Origin of the sequence: Pantoea sp. UBA5035 (assembly GCF_002415245.1) — a bacterium.
Lineage (GTDB): Bacteria > Pseudomonadota > Gammaproteobacteria > Enterobacterales > Enterobacteriaceae > Pantoea > Pantoea septica.
Window position 1 is genome coordinate 208,195 of sequence record NZ_DICD01000011.1, and the last position, 20,438, is coordinate 228,632.

22 protein-coding genes and 1 other RNA gene are annotated in these 20,438 nt (G+C 60.5%); 7 read left to right on the forward strand and 16 right to left on the reverse strand.

Translation table 11 applies throughout. The features are described from left to right. The first annotated feature begins 117 nt into the window (after nt 1-117). Nucleotides 118-600 (forward strand): YlaC family protein, encoded by a 483-nt coding sequence (locus tag B3229_RS08595; protein ID WP_033754976.1) that lies wholly within the window; start codon nt 118-120, stop codon nt 598-600. Here B3229_RS08595 and B3229_RS08600 read toward each other — a convergent pair. From B3229_RS08600 to rsmI, 3 genes are all read right to left on the reverse strand, one after another. Further along, a complete protein-coding gene (locus B3229_RS08600; protein ID WP_048784372.1) occupies nt 597-2,000 on the reverse strand; it encodes a PLP-dependent aminotransferase family protein in 1,404 nt (467 codons plus the stop codon). The genes B3229_RS08595 and B3229_RS08600 overlap by 4 nt on opposite strands. Before the next feature lie 162 nt (nt 2,001-2,162). Further along, nucleotides 2,163-2,540, reverse strand: an RNA gene (gene rnpB, locus B3229_RS08605) — RNase P RNA component class A. A 33-nt stretch (nt 2,541-2,573) separates the two neighbouring features. Next, complete coding sequence (gene rsmI, locus B3229_RS08610) at nt 2,574-3,437, reverse strand: 16S rRNA (cytidine(1402)-2'-O)-methyltransferase (protein ID WP_048784375.1); 864 nt, start codon at nt 3,435-3,437, stop codon at nt 2,574-2,576. Nucleotides 3,438-3,499: 62 nt separating this feature from the next. On the opposite strand from rsmI, the gene B3229_RS08615 reads away from it, so the two are divergent. The 4 genes from B3229_RS08615 to dolP are packed head-to-tail and all read left to right on the forward strand — an operon-like array spanning nt 3,500 to nt 7,072. After that, the gene (locus B3229_RS08615; RefSeq protein WP_048784376.1) at nt 3,500-5,530 is read left to right on the forward strand and encodes a penicillin-binding protein activator; all 2,031 of its coding nucleotides are present in this window, start codon (nt 3,500-3,502) and stop codon (nt 5,528-5,530) included. Continuing rightward, nucleotides 5,488-5,883 carry a YraN family protein gene (locus tag B3229_RS08620; protein ID WP_033754965.1) on the forward strand — a complete coding sequence of 132 codons (396 nt, stop codon included), beginning with the start codon at nt 5,488-5,490 and terminating at the stop codon, nt 5,881-5,883. Before B3229_RS08615 ends, B3229_RS08620 begins: the two co-directional genes overlap by 43 nt. Before the next feature lie 14 nt (nt 5,884-5,897). Further along, nucleotides 5,898-6,485, forward strand: coding sequence for a DnaA initiator-associating protein DiaA (diaA, locus tag B3229_RS08625; protein ID WP_286870364.1), 588 nt, complete (start codon nt 5,898-5,900; stop codon nt 6,483-6,485). Nucleotides 6,486-6,499: 14 nt separating this feature from the next. After that, nucleotides 6,500-7,072 carry a division/outer membrane stress-associated lipid-binding lipoprotein gene (gene dolP, locus B3229_RS08630; RefSeq protein ID WP_033754960.1) on the forward strand — a complete coding sequence of 191 codons (573 nt, stop codon included), beginning with the start codon at nt 6,500-6,502 and terminating at the stop codon, nt 7,070-7,072. Between the two features lie 325 nt (nt 7,073-7,397). Here the strand turns inward: dolP and B3229_RS08635 are convergent, their stop codons facing one another. After that, a complete protein-coding gene (locus B3229_RS08635; protein WP_286870365.1) occupies nt 7,398-8,102 on the reverse strand; it encodes a pirin family protein in 705 nt (234 codons plus the stop codon). 130 nt (nt 8,103-8,232) lie between these two features. Between B3229_RS08635 and B3229_RS08640 the strand changes: the two genes are divergently transcribed. Then, nucleotides 8,233-9,132, forward strand: coding sequence for a LysR family transcriptional regulator (locus B3229_RS08640; protein ID WP_048784382.1), 900 nt, complete (start codon nt 8,233-8,235; stop codon nt 9,130-9,132). A gap of 45 nt (nt 9,133-9,177) precedes the next feature. On the opposite strand, the gene B3229_RS08645 is transcribed toward B3229_RS08640, so the two are convergent. From B3229_RS08645 to pmbA, 11 genes are all read right to left on the reverse strand, one after another. Next, nucleotides 9,178-11,088, reverse strand: coding sequence for a BglG family transcription antiterminator (locus B3229_RS08645; protein WP_048784384.1), 1,911 nt, complete (start codon nt 11,086-11,088; stop codon nt 9,178-9,180). Nucleotides 11,089-11,218: 130 nt separating this feature from the next. Next, nucleotides 11,219-11,959: a 2-dehydro-3-deoxy-phosphogluconate aldolase gene (gene dagF / locus B3229_RS08650; protein ID WP_286870366.1), complete on the reverse strand. Its 741-nt coding sequence runs from the start codon at nt 11,957-11,959 to the stop codon at nt 11,219-11,221. Further along, nucleotides 11,956-13,077 carry a DgaE family pyridoxal phosphate-dependent ammonia lyase gene (locus B3229_RS08655; RefSeq protein ID WP_286870367.1) on the reverse strand — a complete coding sequence of 374 codons (1,122 nt, stop codon included), beginning with the start codon at nt 13,075-13,077 and terminating at the stop codon, nt 11,956-11,958. Before B3229_RS08655 ends, dagF begins: the two co-directional genes overlap by 4 nt. Continuing rightward, nucleotides 13,061-14,194, reverse strand: a complete 1,134-nt coding sequence (locus B3229_RS08660; protein ID WP_286870368.1) for an amidohydrolase/deacetylase family metallohydrolase — start codon at nt 14,192-14,194, stop codon at nt 13,061-13,063. Before B3229_RS08660 ends, B3229_RS08655 begins: the two co-directional genes overlap by 17 nt. Before the next feature lie 45 nt (nt 14,195-14,239). Then, on the reverse strand, nt 14,240-14,881 hold the full coding sequence (locus tag B3229_RS08665) for a DUF4310 family protein (protein ID WP_286870369.1): 642 nt from the start codon (nt 14,879-14,881) through the stop codon (nt 14,240-14,242). 10 nt (nt 14,882-14,891) lie between these two features. Then, nucleotides 14,892-15,668: a DUF4311 domain-containing protein gene (locus tag B3229_RS08670; protein ID WP_033754938.1), complete on the reverse strand. Its 777-nt coding sequence runs from the start codon at nt 15,666-15,668 to the stop codon at nt 14,892-14,894. Nucleotides 15,669-15,696: 28 nt separating this feature from the next. Further along, entirely contained in the window at nt 15,697-15,996 is a 300-nt protein-coding gene (locus B3229_RS08675) for a DUF4312 family protein (protein WP_286870409.1), read from the reverse strand. A gap of 2 nt (nt 15,997-15,998) precedes the next feature. Next, nucleotides 15,999-16,361: an SFCGS family glycine-rich protein gene (locus tag B3229_RS08680; RefSeq protein WP_096072111.1), complete on the reverse strand. Its 363-nt coding sequence runs from the start codon at nt 16,359-16,361 to the stop codon at nt 15,999-16,001. 15 nt (nt 16,362-16,376) lie between these two features. Next, a complete protein-coding gene (locus tag B3229_RS08685) occupies nt 16,377-16,709 on the reverse strand; it encodes a glycine dehydrogenase (RefSeq protein ID WP_048784390.1) in 333 nt (110 codons plus the stop codon). Between the two features lie 292 nt (nt 16,710-17,001). Then, entirely contained in the window at nt 17,002-17,388 is a 387-nt protein-coding gene (cybC, locus tag B3229_RS08690) for a cytochrome b562 (RefSeq protein ID WP_286870370.1), read from the reverse strand. Nucleotides 17,389-17,457: 69 nt separating this feature from the next. After that, complete coding sequence (gene pmbA, locus B3229_RS08695; RefSeq protein ID WP_048784391.1) at nt 17,458-18,798, reverse strand: metalloprotease PmbA; 1,341 nt, start codon at nt 18,796-18,798, stop codon at nt 17,458-17,460. 117 nt (nt 18,799-18,915) lie between these two features. Between pmbA and yjgA the strand changes: the two genes are divergently transcribed. Continuing rightward, nucleotides 18,916-19,458, forward strand: a complete 543-nt coding sequence (gene yjgA / locus B3229_RS08700) for a ribosome biogenesis factor YjgA (RefSeq protein WP_286870371.1) — start codon at nt 18,916-18,918, stop codon at nt 19,456-19,458. 40 nt (nt 19,459-19,498) lie between these two features. Here yjgA and B3229_RS08705 read toward each other — a convergent pair whose 3' ends face one another. Next, complete coding sequence (locus B3229_RS08705; protein ID WP_286870372.1) at nt 19,499-20,239, reverse strand: oligogalacturonate-specific porin KdgM family protein; 741 nt, start codon at nt 20,237-20,239, stop codon at nt 19,499-19,501. Nucleotides 20,240-20,438: the final 199 nt, after the last annotated feature.

A 20,438-nucleotide genomic window follows, 5' to 3' on the forward strand; every position in this document is an offset into this window, starting at 1 on the left:
GCCGTTCTTACCGGGACGGCGCGCTTCAACTGTTATAAAAATTCTGCGCGTTTCTGTGTCTGCCCCGGCTAACTGTTATCTGTTCTACTGAGCAGAAAAGTGACGGTGAGGTGAACAATGGACGCCATTAAACAAATCTTAATCGACGAAATCGCGACGCTTAATCGTGAAGAGCGCCGCGATAACCGGCCGCGTTTTAGCTTCTCTTTTCTGAAAACCCATCCCGGCCTCTGGGCGCTGATGTATCTCTGCTACGGCCTGTGCGTGGCGCTGATCTTCTCCACCGAGATGCTGGGCTGGCCCGCCTTCTGGTTCGCCACTCTGTTCGTGCTGGTGATGAGCTTTCTGATGCTGCTGGATATCAACCCGAAATATCGCTTCGAGGATATCGACGCGCTGGATCTGCGCGTCTGCTATAACGGCGAGTGGTATTACGTGCAGCCGGTCTCTGAAGGCGGGGTGAAAAAGATCCTGAATCTGCCGGACGCGCCGGAAGAGGTGAAAAGCGGCATTCATCGCCTGCTGCGGCAGAAAGGCGAAGTGGATTTCTATGACGTCTACTATCTGACCTGGGGCCACCAGCAGGCGGCGCAGGTTTAACCGCTCCGCTGGTCGGCAATCAGCCTGCCCAGCGTCTCGACCGCCGCCTCGGCGCGCGTATCCCACGGCCAGGCGGCGTTAATGCGAAAACTGTGGGTAAACTCTTCGCCCGCTGAAAACAGCCGCCCCGGCGCGATGCTGATCCCCTGCTGCAACGCCTGCTGATAGAGCTGCGTGGTGTCATAGCCGTGCGGCAGCGTCACCCACAAAAAGAAGCCGCCCGGCGAATCGCTTACGCTGGCGTCCACCGGCAACGCCCGGCAGAGCGCCTGGCGCACCCACTCTTTGCGCCGCCCCAGCGTCTGCCGCAGTTTTTTCAAATGGGTATCGTAGCGGCGCGTGGCGAGGAAGTCCGCCAGCGCCAGCTGCATCGGCGCGCTGGTGGAGAGCGTGCTCATCAGCTGCAGCCGCTGGATACGCTGCGCATGCTGCCCCGCCGCGACCCAGCCGACGCGGAACCCCGCCACCAGACATTTGGAAAAAGAGCCGCAGTGCAGCACGTCGCCGCCGCGATCCCAGTATTTAGCCGGATGTGGCGCCTCAGCGCCCGTCCAGAGTTCGGCGTAAACGTCATCTTCGATCAGCGGCACCTGATAGCGCGCCAGCAGCGCCACCAGCTGCGCTTTGCGCGCGGGCGAGAGCGTTACGCCGAGTGGATTTTGCAGCGTGGTCATCAGCCAGCACGCTTTTACCGGCCAGCGCTGCAGCGTCTCTTCCAGCTGCTGCATATCGATGCCGTGCTGCGCGTCGCTCGGCACCGCGAGCGCTTTGAGCTTGAGCCGCTCGATCGCCTGCAGCGCGCCATAGAAGGTCGGCTGCTCAATCACCACGTAGTCGCCGGGTTCGGTCAGCGCCTGCAGGCTGAGATTGAGCGCTTCCAACGCGCCGTTGGTAATGACGATTTCATCTGGCGACAGCGTGATGCCCTGCCGCGCGTAGCGCTGCGCCAGCATCTGCCGCAGCGCGGCGTTGCCTGGCGGCAGATTGTTGAGCGCGTCGAGCGGCGTCAGCTGATGGGAGACGTTGGTCAGCGAGCGCATCAGCTGACGCTGCGGGAAGAGTTCGGGATCGGGAAAAGCGGAGCCAAACGGGACAATCGCCGGGTCGCGGATCGCCTGCAGCACGTCAAAGACGAAATTGTTGATATCGACCTGCTCGCTGAGCGCCACCTGCGCCGGCGCGGTTTGCAGCGCGCGCGGCGCGACGTAGTAGCCGGACTGCGGGCGCGAGACGATCCAGCCCTGGCTCTCCAGCACCTCGTAGGCGTGCATCACCGTCATCAGGCTCAGCCCGTGCTGCGCCACCTGCTGACGCAGCGACGGCAGCTTTGTGCCCGGCGGCCAGATGCCCGCCTCGATCTGCTGCTGAATCTCATCCGTCAGTTGCTGATATTTCGCCACGGGCTGCTCCTTTCGTTGCCGGGGCGCAGTTTAGCATGAGGGGAACAGCAGTGGCGTCGTCTGACCACGAATGCGGCAAGATTGAGATAAGGGACAGAGCGTCAGGCGCGCAACAAATAGCAGAAAGCAAAAACCCCGCTTGCGCGGGGTTTTCACCTGAAAAGTCGAAACTGACCGATAAGCCGGGTTCTGTCGTGGACAGTCATTCATCTAGGCCAGCAATCGCTCACTGGCTCAAGCAGCCTACCCGGGTTCAGTACGGGCCGTACCATGCGAACCCCTATTTGGCCTTGCTCCGGGTGGAGTTTACCGTGCCGCGAACTGTTGCCAGACGCGCGGTGCGCTCTTACCGCACCCTTTCACCCTTACCTGATCCCATAAATGGGCCATCGGCGGTTTGCTCTCTGTTGCACTGGTCGTAGGCTTGCGCCCCCCAGGCGTTACCTGGCACCCTGCCCTATGGAGCCCGGACTTTCCTCCCCTCTGCCCGTCTCCCTACAAGAGGGACGACGACAAAGCGGCGACTGTCTGGTCAGCTTCGGCGCGAGATATTAGGGCATTCGGCCGCATTTGTCACGCCTCTTGCTGATCGAGCGCAAAGCGATAGAGCGCATTTTTCTTCACGCCGTGGATTTCCGCCGTCAGCGCCGCGGCCTTTTTCAGCGGTAGCTCTTTCTGCAGCAGCGCCAGCGTGCGCAGCGCATCGGCGGGCAGCGCCTCTTCATCCGCCTTATGCCCTTCGACGACCAGCACCATCTCGCCTTTGCGGCGATTCTCATCCTCTCTGATCCAGGCGAGCAGCTCGCCCACCGGCGCGCCGTGAATCGATTCCCAGGTTTTGCTCAGCTCGCGCGCCAGCACCACGTAACGATCGGCGCCGAGTTCCTTCACCATATCTTCCAGGCTGTCGAGCAGACGGTGGGTGGACTCATAGAAAATAATGGTGCGCGGCTCCTGCGCCAGCGCGCGCAGCGCGTCGCAACGCGCCTTGGTTTTGGCGGGCAGAAACCCTTCGTAACAGAAACGATCGGACGGTAACCCGGCGGCGCTTAATGCTGTGACGGCGGCGCAGGCGCCGGGCAGCGGCACGACGCGGATGCCCGCCTCGCGGCAGCGGCGCACCAGATGGTAGCCCGGATCGTTGATCAGCGGGGTCCCGGCATCGGAGACCAGCGCGATGCTCTGCCCTTGCTGCAGCTTCGCCAGCAGCAGTTCGGCCTTCTGCTGTTCATTGTGGTCGTGAAGTGCGAAGAGCCGCGCAGCGATGGCGAAATGTTGTAGCAACAGTCCGGTATGACGTGTATCTTCCGCTGCGACCAGATCGACGCCCGAAAGCACCGTCAGCGCCCGCTGGGTGATATCACCCAAATTACCAATCGGGGTTGGAACGATGTAGAGCGTGCTGGCAGAAATCTCTGCCCGATCGAGTTGTTTCATTGTTTCATCCGAATTGCCGATTTAATATTGAGCATCTTGAAAAAAACATCACTGGATACAGTATGCTTCCTTCAAAAGTCGTTCGTCATAAAGCAGGACGCTTTGTGCCTGTCCTTCTTGCTGGGCTGATTTTAGCCGCCTGTAGCGGTCAGGGGCCGCAAACCTCAAACGTAAATATTCAGGGGCCCATTACCGGCGGGTCTGATTACTATCTGCAGCAAGTGCAGCAAAGCAGCGATGATAGCAGGACAGACTGGCAATTACTTGCCATCCGTGCCCTGATGAAAGAAGGAAAGTATCCTCAAGCCGGCCAGCAGATCAACCTGCTGCCGAGCCAGCTCAGCGACACCCAACAGCAGGAGCTGCTGCTGCTTAAATCGCAGTTCCTGTTCAGCCAGCAGAACGTGCCGGGCGCGACGCAGCTGCTGAATCAGGTCAAAGTCGACGACCTGTCGAAAGAGCAGCAGGCGCGCTATTACGGCCTGCAGATCGCCGCCGCGCAGGGCAAACCCTCGCTGGCGCTGCTGCGCGCCTATATTGCGCAGGAGCCGCTGCTGAGCGGCGACGATCGTCAGAAAAACATCGACGCCACCTGGCAGGCGCTGACGCAGATGACGCCGCAAGAGGCGAGCAGCCTGGTGATCAACGCCGATGAAAACACCCTGCAGGGCTGGCTGGATCTGCTTAACGTCTGGCGCGCCAACGCGCAGGACGGCGAGATGCTGAAATCCGCCCTGAAAGACTGGCAGACGCGCTATCCGCAAAACCCGGCGGCTAAAACCCTGCCGACGCCGCTGAGCCAGGCGCAGAACTTCACCAAAGCCTCTACCAGCACCATCGCGCTGCTGCTGCCGCTGAACGGTCAGGCGCAGGTCTTCGCCAGCGCCATTCAAAAAGGCTTCAACGATGCGAAAAACGGCGCCCTGAACGCCGCGCCGCAGCCTGCCGCGCAGCCAGCGACCCAACCGGCCGCTGCGGAAAGCGCGCAGCCTGCGCCGACCAGCGAAGCCAACGCCGTAGTTAGCCCGGCCGCCGCGGCTATTACGCCGGCCGCAACCCCGCAGCCCGCTGCCGCCCAGACTCAGCCTGAAGCCAGCGCGCCCTCCAGCAGCGCGCAGATCAAGGTGTACGATACCAGCAGCCAGCCGATTCAGCAGGTGATGCAGCAGGCGCAGCAGGATGGCGCGACGCTGGTGGTCGGCCCGCTGCTGAAAAACAACGTCGAAACGGTCGCCAACAGCCAGACGCCGCTCAACGTGCTGGCGCTCAACGCGCCGGAGCAGATCCAGAACCATCCGAATATTTGCTATTTTGCGCTTTCTCCTGAAGACGAAGCGCGCGATGCCGCGCACCATATGTGGAACCAGGGCAAGCGCCAGCCGCTGCTGCTGGTGCCGCGCAGCAGCTTCGGCGATCGCGTGGTCAACGCGTTTGCACAGGAGTGGCTGAAGCTGGGCGGCACGGCGCCGCTGCAGCAGCGCTTCGGCTCGACCGCTGAGCTGAAACAGGGCATCAACAGCGGCGCGGGCATTACGCTGAGCGGTACGCCGGTCAACGTTCAGCCTGCCGCCGCCGAATCTCAGGGCGTGACCATCGCCGGGCTGACGATCCCGTCGCCGCAGCAGCAGAGCGAACCGGCGGCGGCGAGCGGCGGCAACGTCGATTCGGTCTATATCGTGTCGACGCAGGATGAGCTGCAGCTGATTAAGCCGATGATCGCCATGCGTACCGGCAGCCGCAGCGTAGCCTCGCTCTACGCCAGCTCGCGCAGTTACCAGGCGGGCGCAGGTCCCGACTTCCGTCTGGAGATGGAAGGCCTGCAGTTCAGCGATATTCCGCTGCTCTCGGGCCGTAACCCGGCGCTGATGCAGCGCGCGGCGCAGTCGTTCAATAATGACTACTCGCTGGTTCGCCTCTATGCGATGGGCATCGACGCCTGGACGCTGGCGAACAGTTTTAACCAGGTGCGCCAGACGCCGGGCTTCACCATCGACGGCAATACCGGCAAGCTGAGCGCGAATCAGGATTGCGTGATCAACAGGACGTTGTCATGGAGCCAGTATCGTCAGGGCGAGATCGTTCCCGCCTCCTGAACACCCGGCGCTTCGGCGCCGAACAGGAACAGCGCGCCCGGCGCTATTTAGAGCGTGCCGGGCTGCGCTGGGTCGCCAGCAATGTGACTTATCGCGGCGGCGAGCTGGATCTCATCATGCGCGACGGCGCATGCTGGGTCTTTGTGGAGGTGCGCTACCGGCGCGATGCGCGCTACGGCGGGGCGCTGGCCAGCGTCACTCGCCTCAAGCGACAAAAGCTGTTGCGCGCCGCCGCGCTCTGGCTCGCCCAGCGCGGCGGCAGTTTTGAGACGGTGGATTGCCGTTTCGACATCATCGCCATTACCGGTACGGCGCTGGAGTGGCTGCCCAATGCCTTTAATGCAGACGTATAGAACCAGGTGGTCGTGTGCAGGACAGAATTAAAGCGTGTTTTACTGAAAGTATTCAAACCCAGATTGCCGCCGCAGAAGCGCTGCCGGACGCCATTTCCCGCGCCGCGATGACGCTGGTGCAGTCCCTGCTTAACGGCAATAAAATCCTCAGCTGCGGTAACGGCGCTTCAGCCGCCAACGCGCAGCATTTCGCCGCCAGCATGATCAACCGTTTCGAGACCGAGCGTCCCAGCCTGCCAGCGATGGCGCTCAGCGCGGACAACGTAATGCTGACGGCGATCGGCAACGATCGTCAGCACGATGAAATCTACGCCAAGCAGGTGCGCGCGCTGGGTCAGGCCGGCGACGTTCTGCTGGCGATCTCTACCCGCGGCAACACGCGAGACATCGTTAAAGCGGTGGAAGCCGCGGTTACCCGTGATATGACCATTGTTGCGCTTACCGGCTATGACGGCGGCGAGCTGGCGGGCCTGCTCGGCCCGCACGACGTGGAAATTCGCATCCCGTCGCACCGCAGCGCCCGCATCCATGAGATGCATATGCTGACGCTGAACTGTCTGTGCGACCTGATTGATAACACCCTGTTTCCACACCAGGAATGACTGAAGGAGCAAACATGAAAGCATTGAATGCTGTCGCTATCCTGTTAACCGCCATGCTGTTGCAGGGCTGCGTTGCCGTCGTCGCCGGCGGCGCGGCCGTCGCCACCAAAACCGCCACCGACCCGCGCACCGTCGGCACCCAGGTTGACGACAGCACGCTGGAGCTGCGCGTCAGCAACGCGCTGGCGAAAGATCAGCAGATTAAAACCGACGCGCGCATTATCGCCACCGCCTATCAGGGCAAAGTGCTGCTGACCGGCCAGGCGCCGTCGCAGGATATCGCCAGCCGCGCCAAACAGATCGCCATGGGCGTCGACGGCGCGACCGAGGTCTTCAACGAAATTCGCATCGGCCAGAAGGTCAGCCTCGGCACCTCCTCCTCCGATACCTGGATCACCACCAAAATTCGCTCTCAGCTGCTGGGCAGCGATCAGGTGAAATCCTCGAACGTGAAAGTGACCACCGAGAACGGCGAAGTGTTTCTGTTAGGTCTGGTGACGGCGGAAGAGGCAAAGGCGGCGGCGGATATCGCCAGCCGGGTCAGCGGCGTGAAGCACGTCACCACCGCGTTTACGATGCTGAAATAAGCGTGCATCAGGCCGCTCATCCGCTGGCACAGCGGCAACATACACAAAAGGGCGGCTTTAGCCGCCCTTAACTTCACTGGCATTGTGCCAGCGCGGGCGATATGGCCCGATCGCAAAGACGCAAAAACGGCATCCCTGCCAGCTCGGCCCGCGCAATTACGCACCTCATCCTTGAGGTGCGCCCGTCGCCGGGCCAACGCGCTGCGTTGTTCAAAAACGCTCCCGGCGTTTTTGTCCCTGGCGCGGGACGCTTTGCTCTTCGGTCCATATCACCCGCTTTTACGCTTTGTGAGCCGTCTGTCGAAGGCCTATCCCATCAATTTTTTTATACCGGTATATCGATCACCAGCGCCCTGGTCGCGGTTTTCGCCCGCAGCCTGATCTGCTGCTCTTCCTGCAAAAACGCCCCGTCGCCGCAGCCCAGCTTCTCCGGACGATCTTCGCGCGTGACCGCCTCCAGCGAGCCGTGAATCGACTGCAGATAGGCGCGTGGCCCGCGCAGCGTCAGCGACTGCTCTTCGCCCGGCGCCAGCCGCAGCTGATGCACCCACACCTGCTGACGCAGCTGCAGGCTATTGCCCGCGCCGTCCGGCGAGGCGATCAGCTGCAGATTGCCGCGCTCCGGCAGCGCGATCTTTTGCAGCGTCGGGTTTTCCCGCTCGGGACAGGCGGCCAGCCAGAGCTGCATCCGCGTCAGCGGCTGATCCTTGCGCAGGTTGATTTCGCTGTAGCTGACGCCCGGCTGCGTGGCGAGCAGCAGCGCTTCGCCCTCGCGCGCGACGATATGGTTGCCTTCGCTGTCGCGATACTCCGCCTCGCCCTGCAGCACGATATTCAGCACGTCCACCTGCGGATAGGTGCGCGGCTGAAAGGCGGCCCCTGGCGCCAGCACTTCCTGATTCAGCACGCGTAGCGAGGCGTAGCCCATTAATTTGGGATCGAAATAGTGACCAAAAGAGAAACTGTAGCGTGCCTGCAACCAGCCGAAATCGGCCTGACCGCACGCGGACGCACTACGCGTCGTTATCATGATTTACCTCCAGCTCGCTGCGGCAGAGAACGACCGCAGACTTGATACCCATTATGGTAAAAGGCTGGACGCCGTATTGTTAGCCAGTTAATCTGCCGTGCATATTCAAATTTCCTGAAAGAGAGTTCGGATGGCTAAAGAGCGTGCCTTAACCCTTGAAGCGTTGCGCGTGATGGATGCGATCGATCGCCGCGGCAGTTTTGCGGCAGCGGCGGATGAGCTGGGGCGCGTTCCTTCGGCGCTCAGCTATACCATGCAAAAGCTGGAAGAGGAGCTGGACGTGGTGCTGTTCGACCGCTCCGGCCACCGGACGAAATTCACCAACGTTGGGCGCATGCTGCTGGAGCGCGGACGCGTGCTGCTGGAAGCGGCGGACAAGCTTACCACCGACGCCGAAGCGCTGGCGCGCGGCTGGGAAACCCATCTGACCATCGTCACCGAAGCGCTGGTGCCGACCGACGCCCTCTTCCCGCTGGTCGAGAAGCTGTCGGAAAAGGCCAATACCCAGATTTCGCTGATCACCGAAGTGCTGGCGGGCGCGTGGGAGCGGCTGGAGCAGGGCCGCGCCGATATCGTTATCGCGCCCGATATGCACTTCCGCGCCTCGACCGAAATCAATACGCGCAAGCTCTACACCATGATGAGCGTCTATGTGGCCAGCGCCGACCATCCGATTCACAACGAGCCGGAACCTCAGTCTGAGGTGACGCGCGTGAAGTATCGCGGTATCGCGGTGGCCGATACGGCGCGCGAGCGCCCGGTGCTAACGGTGCAGCTGCTGGACAAACAGCAGCGTCTGACGGTGAGCAGTATGGACGACAAGCGCCGCGCGCTGCTGGCGGGGCTTGGCGTCGCTACCATGCCCTATTCGCTGGTGGAGAAAGATATTGCGGAAGGTAGGCTGCGCGTCGTCAGCCCGGAATATACCCGCGAAGTGGATATTATTATGGCGTGGCGCCGCGATAGCATGGGTGAAGCCAAAGCCTGGTGCCTGCGCGAGATCCCGCGTCTGCTGGCGAAGAAAAGCTAAACGCCGCCGTCGACTCCAGCCTGCCCCGCAGGCTGGAGCCTGCTGTTACAACCGCCCCAGACACTCAATCGCCACCGCCTTGAATGCGGCGAAATCTTTGCTGTCGCGCAGCCGGGGCATCGCCCTTTCGCGCAGAAAGGTCACGAAGAGATCGTAGATCGCCATCGCCTCTTCATATTCGCTTTTACTGATCGCCAGCAGAAAGATGACCGAGGCGGTGTCGTCGCCCCACGCGATGCCCTGCGGCGCCAGCACCGTATAAACCACGGTTTTTTTCGCCAGCAGGCCGAGCGAGTGCGGCAACGCGATGCCTTCGCCCAGCATGGTGCTGACGATCGCCTCGCGCTCCTCTACCGAGGGATAAAAGCTCGCGTCGACAAATCCTTCCGCTTCCAGCCGATCGCACAGCTGGCGGAACAGCTGCGACTGCGTCATCGGCTTATCGACGATCAGGAAGTGCTGCGCGTCGAAAAACTTCTCCAGCATATAGGGCCGCGTGCGGTCCACCAGCACCAGCTTGCCGATCTGCTCCAGCTGGAAACCGGTGGGAAACGGCGACATCACCACCACCGGCTTATCCTTCTCGCTCAGCCGCGTGGTAGAGATAACGAAATCTTCATCGATGCGCGCGCGCGCCTCATATTCGCGCTGCGACAGCCGACCGGCGACCTGTAGCTGCGGATATTTGCGCAGCAGCATCGCCTCAATCATCCGCAGCGTGGAGTTACCGCTGTCGCACACCAGCAGCACCTGCGGATGGCGCTGGTAGCCGACGTCGTAATGACGCTCCAGCCCGACGCCGATATGCAGCACCAGAAAGCCGATTTCATTCTCGCTGATAACGTAAGGCGTGTATTTGCCCCAGCTGGAGACCGCCGCCAGCGTCACGTCATAGGCCATCGGATAGTGCTGTTTAATATTATCCAGCAGCGGGTTGGGAATATGGATCTGGTAACGCACGCGGGTGATCATGGTTTTAATGTGCGTCAGCAGATCGGCGCGCAGCTGTTCATCACCCTGCAGATCGTAGTTGTAGTGGGTATTGATATAGCTCAGCAGATAGTCCACCAGCGCGTCGGCGTCATCGGCGTTGATGGCGCTCGGCGCCACCTCCTGCATCTGGCGCGCCGCGATATTAACGCGCAGCCAGCCCTCTTCCGCCGGCGACACCGGCTTGCCTACCAGCGGCCGCAGCAAATTAATCAGCTCGCGCGCCGCCTCGCGCACGTCCAGCCCGACATCCTCCGCGCCGGGATCGCTCAGCGGATAGCCTTCGCTGATGCGCCGCACCGCGACGGCGCAGTAGAGACGCAGATAGCGCTCGCCCTCGTCGCTGAGGCGAACGTTATGGCGCGTCAGGCACTGCTGCAGCAGCGGACGCAGCGTCTCCAGAATATTGCTGTGCAGCGCTTCGATAGTAATCAGCGGGCTGTCGGCCTGCTCCTGGTCGATCTGCCACAGCAGATCGGTTAAACAGGTGCGGATCGCCACTTCGCTGCCGAACAGCTTCATGCCGTAGTGGGGTTTGCTCTCGATGTGCAGGTGATAACGCGCCAGCCACTCGCGCACCTCGGTCATGTCGTTTTGCAGCGTGGCGCGGCTGACGAACCACTCATCGGCCAGATCCTCCAGCTTGAGCGACCAGGCGGCGGTCAGAAAGCGCGTCAGCATATAGCGCACCCGTTCGGCGGAGGTGCGCGGCACGCGCAGCGGCGAGCGGTTTTGGCGCTCCAGACGCTGGAAGCGCTGCGCGTCGTCGATTTTTAGCTGATAGCCCGCGCCGCGGCTGAGCACGAACTGCGCGCCGTACTCCTCTAACAGCGCGTTGAGCGCGCTGATGTCGGCACGCACGGTGCGCGTTGAAACGGCGAAGCGCCGCGCCAGCTCATCCTGAGGCAGCGTTTCGTTTTGCAGGGCGTCAAACAGTTGCGCAAGGCGTTGATTTGGAAATCTCAAGGCGGTCTACCTGTTACGGCGCTGGCATGCATTCAGCGGCATCATGTCGAAAAATAGCAGCTTAAAGCGAACGGCGCGTGACCTCCAGGCAAGCGCCGACGCCCTGTGAAGCGCGCCGGCGTGACTGTCGCTACGGCAGCAGTTTTTTGCAAATGGCCAGCAGCTGGCGCACATCTTCCACGCGCGTATCGCCGCTGACGGGATCGATAATAGAGCTGTAGACATGCGGGATAATTTTACTGACGCCCGCCTCCAGCGCGATCGTCAGGATCGCCTCGACGTTATCGAGATCGATGCCGCCGGTCGGCTCCAGCCAGAAGTCATGCGCCGCGCACGCCTGGGCGACGGCGCGGTACTCGTCGACCGCCTTTAGTCCGCCCATCGGGAAATATTTCACCGAGCTGCCGCCCATATCCTTCAGCAGCGCGATGGCGCTGTCAATCGGCACCCGCGCGTCGCTGCCCTGCGAGCTGAGCGGGCCGGTAGAGATCTTCACCAGGCCCGGCGTGCCGGTCGGCGAAATCAGGCCGTTGACCACGGTTTGCGACTGGCCCAGCAGCGCGCGGCTGGTGCCGACGCCGGTGAACACCTGGTTAACATGCTGCGGCTGCAGCACGGCGGAAATCTCGCTCACCATTTTTGACTGATTCGGGTCGCCCGCGCCGAGTCCAACCGAGAGCGCGTTGTCGATCAGCGCGGCGTACTCGCGCATATCGGCGATAGCCGCCTCGTTGCTGCTGTAGTTTTTCGACAGCACGCCCACCAACACATGCCCTTCCGCTGCCTCCCAGATGGCGCGCGCGTTCGCTTTCGAGCCTGCCAGCACGTTAAGACAGAGACGATCCTGATAGAAATTCGGGGTCAGCTTCATGCGGTTTTTCCTCCGTTCAACAGCGTTTGAATCGAGGTAAAGATGGTGTGCAGCTGTTCAGCGCTGACGCTGCGCACATCCGCCTCGATAATGCCCTCATTGGCTTTGTAGCCGCGAAAATAGATAGCAGTCGCGCCATTTTTCAGCGCCTGCACGATGTCGCCGGTACGCTGGCCGATGGCCGCCTCGTCGAATTTGATCTCGGCGCGGGCGATATCGCGTCCTGCCGCGTCCCACACTACGCGGGCGCTCACGCCGCGCAGCTGATTGAGGTTGTCGATAAAGGGCGTCATTTTCTCCACCATCTGCGCGCCGCTGGTTTTTTCCAGTCGCAGATAATTTTCAATCGCCTGCGTCAGGCCGAGAATGCCCTCTTTGCCCACCTTCATCGCCCGGCCAATGCCGTTGCTCTGGCGCTTCACCCACTCCACAGGCTGCGCTCTGCCGATCACCAGCCCGCTGGTCGGCCCTTCAATCGCCTTCGCGCCGCTGTAGATCACCAGATCGGCGCCGTACTGGTAGTAGCACTGCAAATCTTCTTCGGCGGCCGCGTCGACGATCAGCGGCACGCCGTGTTTGCGCGCCACCGCCGCCGCCTGCTCGACGTTCAGATGGCTTTTCTGCACGCAGTGGTGCGATTTCACGTAGAGGATGGCGGCGGTCTGCGGCGTGATCGCCGCCGCCAGCTGCTCGGGCGAGCACTCGTTGCTGTATCCCGCCTCGACCAGACGACCGCCACCCAGCGCCACCATGCTGCCGACCGGCGCGCCGTAGTTAACGTTATGGCCTTTTGGCACCACGATGTGGTGCGGCACCTCAAGCGGCGCGGCGTGCAGATTATCCAGCAGCCAGTCGTTCTCTTTGACGATCACCGCCGCGACGCACTGCGCGATGCCCGCCGAGGCGCAGGAGACCACCACCGCGTTTTCCACATTCAGCAGCTGCGCGATGTAAGCGCCGGTTTTGTTGACCAGATCTTTCATTTCAAAATAGTGGCTGAGGCCGATCTGCACGGTGTCGACCACGTCCGGCGACGGCGTAGAGACGCCGAGGATCGTCATGCGGCCGGAGGCGTTGATAACCGGCTTCAGGCCATATTTTTCATAGATCGAAGACATTGGCTTTCCCTTCTTCTGTCAGGAACCACTCGCCCGCCACCACGGCGGCCAGCGGCGTAAGATGTTTCTCCCCGGTGACCTGTTCGCCTTCGGAATCGACAAACAGGCGGGGCGCTTCGGTAACGCTGAAAAGAGTGAGATCGGCGTCGAAACCGACCTCCAGACGCCCTTTGCGCGTCAGGCGCAGCCCGTCCGCCGCCTTCCAGGTGACGCAGTCGATCACCTGTTGCAGCGTCATGCCGACGCTGAAAAACTTCGACATAACGTGCGCCAGGTTATGCACCGGGCCGTTGAGGCGGTTGCGGCAGTAGATATCCGAGCTGATGGTGTCGGGCAGAATGCCCTGCGCGATGGCGACGCGCGCCACCTCGAAGCTGAAGCTGGCGCTGCCGTGGCCGACGTCCATCCTGACGCCGCGCGCGATGGCGTTGCGCACCGACGCCTTCAGTTCACCCTGCGGCGTCAGCACGCGGTTGGGCTTGCCGTTAAAGCAGTGGGTAATGATGTCGCCGGCGGTGAGGCGCTCGGCGATCTCCGCCAGATCCGGCGGGTTATTGCCGATATGCACCATCAGCGGCAGACCGCCGATCCGCTGCTGGATCGCTTTGGCTTTGATCAGCGGCTGAATACCGTTCTCGCCGACTACGCTGCTGCTCATGCGCGCCTTCAGGCCGACGATAAAGTCGGGCAGCCGTTCTACGGCTTGCTGCACCGCGTCGCCGTCGATCTGCCGCATATCCGCCAGCTCGTTCTGGGTGACGATGCCGGTGCGCGCGATATTGATCAGCGCGTAGACCTGGGTGGTAGCGGCGCGGGTAATGGCATAAAAATCATCGATATGATCGGCGCCGGTGCTGCCCGCGTCGATAACCGTCGTAACGCCCGTGGCGACGCCGATAGCGTCCGCTTCGTCGTGATAGATGGGCGATTTGGGGTAGCAGTGGACGTGAGAATCGATCCAGCCTGCGCTGACGTAGCAGCGTCCGGCCAAATCGCGTTCGCTTTTCGCCTCGCCCGGCAGGCGGTCGGCGATGGCGGCGATTTTGCCGTCCTGCAGCGCGATATCCACCAGCCGCTCATCCGTCAGCCGTGCGCGGCGAAGAATCAGATCGAACATAGCAACTCCTTAACGCGGCGGCCCGCTGGCGAGCCGCCGCCAGCTTCAGATAGCGACCGGGAAAATCGCGCCGAGGATCATGGCGCCGAGGATCGCGCCGCCGGTGATCGGCTTGTTCCAGAGGTAGAAGAGCAGCGCGCCGAGCAGCGAGCCCAGGCCGATAGGAATCGAGGCCGCCATAGCGGAAAGAATGATCAGCGGCCCTAAAAAGCGGCCGGAGGCGTTGCCCGCGCCCATCATCACGTCCGCGCCGTAGGTCGAGTCGCTCTGGTTGATGGTGAACTTGCGCGCCAGAATGATGATGTAGCCGATCGCCAGGCCAATCCCCAGGCCGGTCGCCAGCGAAGCGGCGAAGTTAGCCACTGGAAAGACGATGCCCGCGCCCAGCAGCAGCGCCGGCACGCCCAGGCCGACGCCGGTCTGAATGGCGCCGCCGATATCGAGGATGCCCACCAGCGAGCCTTCGATGATACGGGCGAAGAGAAAGCTCGCGCCGAAGGCCGCCACCGCGCCGTAGACGCCGGTTTCCATGCCGGCACGCAGCATAGAAACAAACGCCACTTCGTTAAACGCGCCGATGCCGTAGAGGTAATACATGTGCGTACCGGCGAACACGCCCGCCGAGAGCAGGCCGACGAAGATCGGGAAAGACCAGTCGGCGTACCAGAAGCCTTTATTTTCAGTCATGTCGTTAGCCTTACTTGCCGCTCAGAGAGTTGTGGATCGCGTCGAGCCAGCCGGGAATGCCCAACTGGAAGGACTGCAGCAGTTTCATATCGAAGCCGCGGAAGAAGCCGCTCAGCACGAACAGCAGCACGATCGCCACCATCATCACTTTGGTCACCTTATTCCAGCCGCTCTCCTCGACGCCTTTGCCGATCAGGATGCCGAGCACCAGGCCTGGCACGGCGTTGCCCATGATCAGCTGCGCCAGACCGCCGAAAATCGTCGCCCAGAAGCCCGATTTTTTGCCGGCGTCGATGGCCGCCAGCCAGAAGATCACCGGCATGACGGTATTGACCAGCAGGTTTGCCGCCGGTACCAGCACTTTCACCGCGGTTACCTGCAGCGCGGCCGGCACCGCCGAGGCGGTAGAGTTCAGAAAGGCGACGACGATCATGCCGATAATGCCGCACGCGATGGCCATCTTTTTCGGGTCGTGCAGGGTTTCGGCGAGATTGCGGTTTTTCACCATCAGCGCGGCCGCGCCCCAGTTAGGAATGATGCGGTGGTCAACGTCCTGAGTGAAGGAGCCTGCCGCAACGGATGATGCCCAGGCATTGAAGAAAAAGCCGAGACCAAAGGAGAAATGCGAGGCGGGATCGCCTTCGCAGGAGTTAAGCTCGCCCAGCGTACGGAACGCGCCCATCCCCTGCGAGGTCGGCGCGTGGAACATACGCGCCGCACCGGCGCCGACGCCCACACCTACCAGTCCCCCAATGATCAACGACTTAAACAAAATAATTAAAAACATGTTTTTTTACCTTTGTTGTCGTCTGTTTTTACGGTGCCGCCGTGAATGTCACCTGCCCGGTATCAATCACGGTGACGCTGACGGAGATCTCCAGCTCGACGCTGTAGTTCCGCCGCTGGCGCGCCAGAAAGAAGAACAAAAACTTCTCCGTTTTGACGCTCTCCTGCGCGCGCAGCATCCGAACATCCAGGGGTTCGATGCGCAGCAGAATCTTTTGCGTCGCGCGCAGAACCTGGTTCTGCACGCGACTCAGAGCATCGGCAAAAGCTTTCTCTTTACTGTCGCCTTTGCCCTGCACCGTCACCTGAGTAACGTATTGTTCTTTCATCATCAGCTGCCGTGCTTCTTGTTCCAGGCCTGCACCAGCCGCTCGCCTAGCTCTTCTTTGTCCATAAAGCCGAAGCCGAGCACGTTGGCGCCTTCGTTGATGGCGGTGACGCCTTCGTCAACAGAGCGCATGCCGTGGCGCGCCTTGTAGCCATATTTGTTCTGCGCGGTGATGGCGCCTGCGCCGCCGCTGCCGCAAAAGGAGATACCGAAGTCGGCGTTTTCCGCCTTCATCACGTCGCCCAGCTTCATATCCGCCGCAACGCCCGGCACCACAACGGCGCGGCCGCCCGCCTTTTCTACGCCCGCCGCTACCTTCTGTCCTTTACCTAAACGATCGCCAATCACTACGGTTACCATGATGATTTCCTCTTTATACAGTCAGTTAGATCGAGCCACTTCTATATGGACGGAGAGAAGCCAGGCCTCTTCGCGCGGCAGATTGCCGAACAGATCGACCACCTGCTGCGCCAGTTGCATGGTCTCCGGCGAAATATCTTCAAACAGCTCCGCTTCCACCTCGGGAAGGGGTTCACCGGTTAGCGAGCGCAGCGCCATGGCGCGTACGTGCGACGCCAGCATCTGCTGCTGCACCGCGTTGGGCGCGATATCGTGTTGGGCGTAGATCGCCGCGATTTGCGCCATAACCTTGTCGGCCAGGGCCTGAATCTCTTCCGGCGTTGCCTGCCGTACCGAAGCTCCGTTACTGCTCACCTTGCTACTCCTGTTCACGAAAATTCGCGTTGCGAATAAATTACGGCGTGACGAGGTGGAAGTGCAGACGCACTTTTTCCGCATGGAAGTGGAAATCGCAGGGCAGGCTGTGCGCCAGATCGCAGGACGCACGGATTGTGTGACAGAAGCCGCGTTATGCGCGCTTTAAAAGTTAAAAAGCTGTGTCAAAAGAGAAGCGTGCATGTAGCGGCACGCGGCGCGGCGGTAAAAAAAAGTGAGATAAGAAAAGCTGATGACGCGGTAAAGCCGGTCGCGCGGACCGGCCCGAAGGTCAGCGGAATTTTTTATGATTGGCGTTGCGGATCTCAGCCAGCTTTTTCGCTTCGGCTTTAGCGCCGTCCAGGTTGTTGGCCTGCGCCAGCTTGTCGACCACGTCAATCTGCGCAATCAGCGAATCCAGTCCGGCATGGAAATCCTTCATCTGCGCGCTGTCGGCCGGCTGCCCTTCGAGCTTATCCGGCGTCGATTTTTTCGCATCCTGCGCCGCCTGACGCATTTCGCCCAGCGCTTTATGCATCTCCTGCGCGTCGCCTGTTTTCATCACGGTATTCAGCCCGTCTTTCAGCGTATCCATATCATTTTCTAAATCCGCCGCGTACAGGCTGGCACTTCCAGACAACAAGGAGAGAGACAACATTGCAATCACACGCTTACGCATCGGTATATCCTTTTTATTGTGGGTAAAAAAAAAGCAGCCAGAGCGGCTGCTTTCAGGAAGCGAGTTTTATTATTGTCCGGCGATTTTCATCTCCGGCAGCAGCACCGAACCACATTGTATGTTGCTGCGGGTTTCAATGTCGTTACCGACCGTGACGATATTGCGCCACATATCCTTGAGATTTCCTGCAATAGTGATCTCGCTCACAGGATACTGAATCTCGCCGTTCTCTACCCAGTAGCCGGCCGCGCCGCGCGAATAGTCGCCGGTAATGGCGCTGACGCCCTGCCCCATCAGTTCGGTAACCACCAGGCCGCGTCCCATCTGCCTGATAAGATCCTCAAAGCTGCTGCCCTGCCCGGCAATGCGCCAGTTGTGGATGCCGCCCGCGTGGCCGGTGCTTTTCAGGCCCAGCTTGCGCGCCGAATAGCTGGTCATCAGCCAGGTTTGCAGTACGCCATCCTTAATGATGTCGCGCGCCTGGGTGCGTACGCCTTCGCTGTCGAACGGCGTTGACGCCAGGCCTTTCAGCAGATGCGGCTGCTCCTGAATGGTGAGCCATTCCGGCAGGATCTGCTGGCCGAGCGCGTCAAGCAGGAAGGTCGATTTACGGTAGACGCTGCCGCCGCTGATGGCGCCGACCAGATGGCCGAAGAGGCCGGTGGCGACTTCCGGCGCGAAAATCACCGGCGCTTTCATGGTAGAGAGCTTGCGCGGCGCCAGCCGCGACAGCACGCGACGCGCGCACTCTGCGCCAACCCAGTCGGGACTTTGCAGATCCTCGAAGGCGCGGCCGATGGTATAGGCGTAGTCGCGCTCCATATCGCCGTCCTGCTCGGCGATAACGGAACTGGAGAGTGAATGACGGCTGGAGCAGTAGCTCTGCAGCATGCCGTGGCTGTTGCCGAAGACTTTAATGCCGACGTGGCTGTTGAAGCTGCCGCCTTCGGTATTGGTAATACGCGGATCCGCTTTCAGCGCCGCCTGCTCCGCCTGCGCGGCGAGCTCGATGGCGCGATCGGCGTCGATCTCCCAGGGATGGTAGAGATCGAGATCCGGCGCGTCGAACGCCAGCAGATCGGCATCCGCCGGGCCAGCATAAGGATCCGTCGAGGTGTAGCGCGCGATATCGATCGCCGCCTGCACGGTGCGTTTGATCGCCTCCGGGCTAAGGTCGGTCGATGAGGCGCTGCCCTTGCGGTTCTGATGATAAACGGTGATGCCGAGCGCGCCGTCGCTGTTGAACTCGACGTTCTCCACTTCGCCGTAACGGGTGCTGACGCCGATTCCGGTGGTTTTGGTCACTGCCACTTCCGCGCCGTCGGTGCTGGCTTTCGCCAGATCGAGCGCCTGCGCCACTGCCTGTTCCAACACTTTTCGCTGTTCTGCAACCTGAGTAGATACGTTCATCGGCCTGCCGTCTAATCTTAAGTATGAAAGTTTTGAGTCTATCAGAGTCAGAGAACAATTTCGCAGTCACCCGATAAACTGATAGGATTAGCCTCTTTTTTTAGGGGAGCCCAGAAAATGACCAAACAGCCCGATGAGTGGCTCGACGATGTGCCGGATAATCAGGAAGAAGAAGATGATGAGATTATCTGGGTCAGTAAAAGCGAAATTAAACGCGACGCTGAAGAGCTGAAACGCCTGGGTGCCGAACTGGTCGATCTGGGCAAGAACGCCCTGGAGAAGATCCCGCTGGATGAAGAGCTGCTAACCGCCGTTGAGCTGGCGCAGCGCATCAAGAAAGAGGGCCGCCGCCGTCAGCTGCAGCTGATCGGCAAAATGCTGCGCTCGCGCGACGTCGATCCGATCCGTCAGGCGCTGGACAAGCTGAAGAATCGCCACAACCAGCAGGTTGCGCTGTTCCACAAGCTGGAAGCGCTGCGCGATCGCCTGATCGAACAGGGCGACGAAGCAATGAACGAAGTGATTACGCTCTATCCGCACGCCGATCGTCAGCAGCTGCGCAGCATGATCCGCAACGCGCAGAAAGAGAAAGCGGGTAATAAAGCGCCTAAATCGTCACGTCAGATTTTCCAGTATCTGCGCGAGCTGGCGGAAAGCTAAGCCACGCCGAGGCGGGCAAGTCTGCCCGCCAGAACAGCGGTTAACGATAGTTGTAGAGAATGCCGGCGCGCAGACGCAGCTGGCGTTCGCTGGAGGTCGACGCGCGGCCGATATCGCCGAAGGTCACATAGGGTACCCAGGCGCGATCGTTGCCGAGCGCATAGTCGAACTGCAGCTCCTGCTCATAATCATCGTGCTTATTGGCGAAAAGCTTCGCGTCCGCATGCTTATAGACCAGCTTATAGGTCGTGGTCAGCCGATCGCTTTTATTACGTAAATAGAGGTCGAATCGGTTAGCGGTGCGATGGCGATCGGTATCGCAATAATCGATGCCGCCGGTGCGGCATTTATCTTCATGCGCATAATCGGTCAGCTCAAGGCGATAAAGTCCGCCGATAAACCAGCGATCGTTGATTTTATACCAGGGCGCGACGCCAAATTTCCATTCGGTGCGCGCGGAATTAAACTCCGGCTGAATAAAGGGCGAAATCGTCCAGTTCTCCCAGTAATAAGATTTCAGAAAGGTCACTTCGACCACGTTCAGCACCGTGTCGTTATAAAATTTATCTTTAGGATCGGCGCCGCCGGTTTTATATTTGGTTTCAATGCCGATAAACATATCATTGGGCAACGTAGTGCTGAGTCCCAGTTTGTCGTAGTGCGTTCGGTCGCGCAGCCGGTATTCATGGCGATAATCTACCGTCGCCGTTGCCAGCGCCGCCGCAGAACCAAGCAGCAGCGCCATGCCCAGAGAGGCGCGTAATAATTTACTCTTTCCCATAATAACATCCTTATTTAAAAGCGTGAGGCAGCCCAAATAAATAAGCTTGCTCACAATGCCCATTAACTTATAATTAACCCGCATACCAAAATAAGCATGATCTCATCATGAACACCTGTTATTTATATAATTAACGGGGAAGCTGTTATTTCTTATATGGCAGCAGAGCCGATGCTAAAAATTATCGCAGCGGTAATCC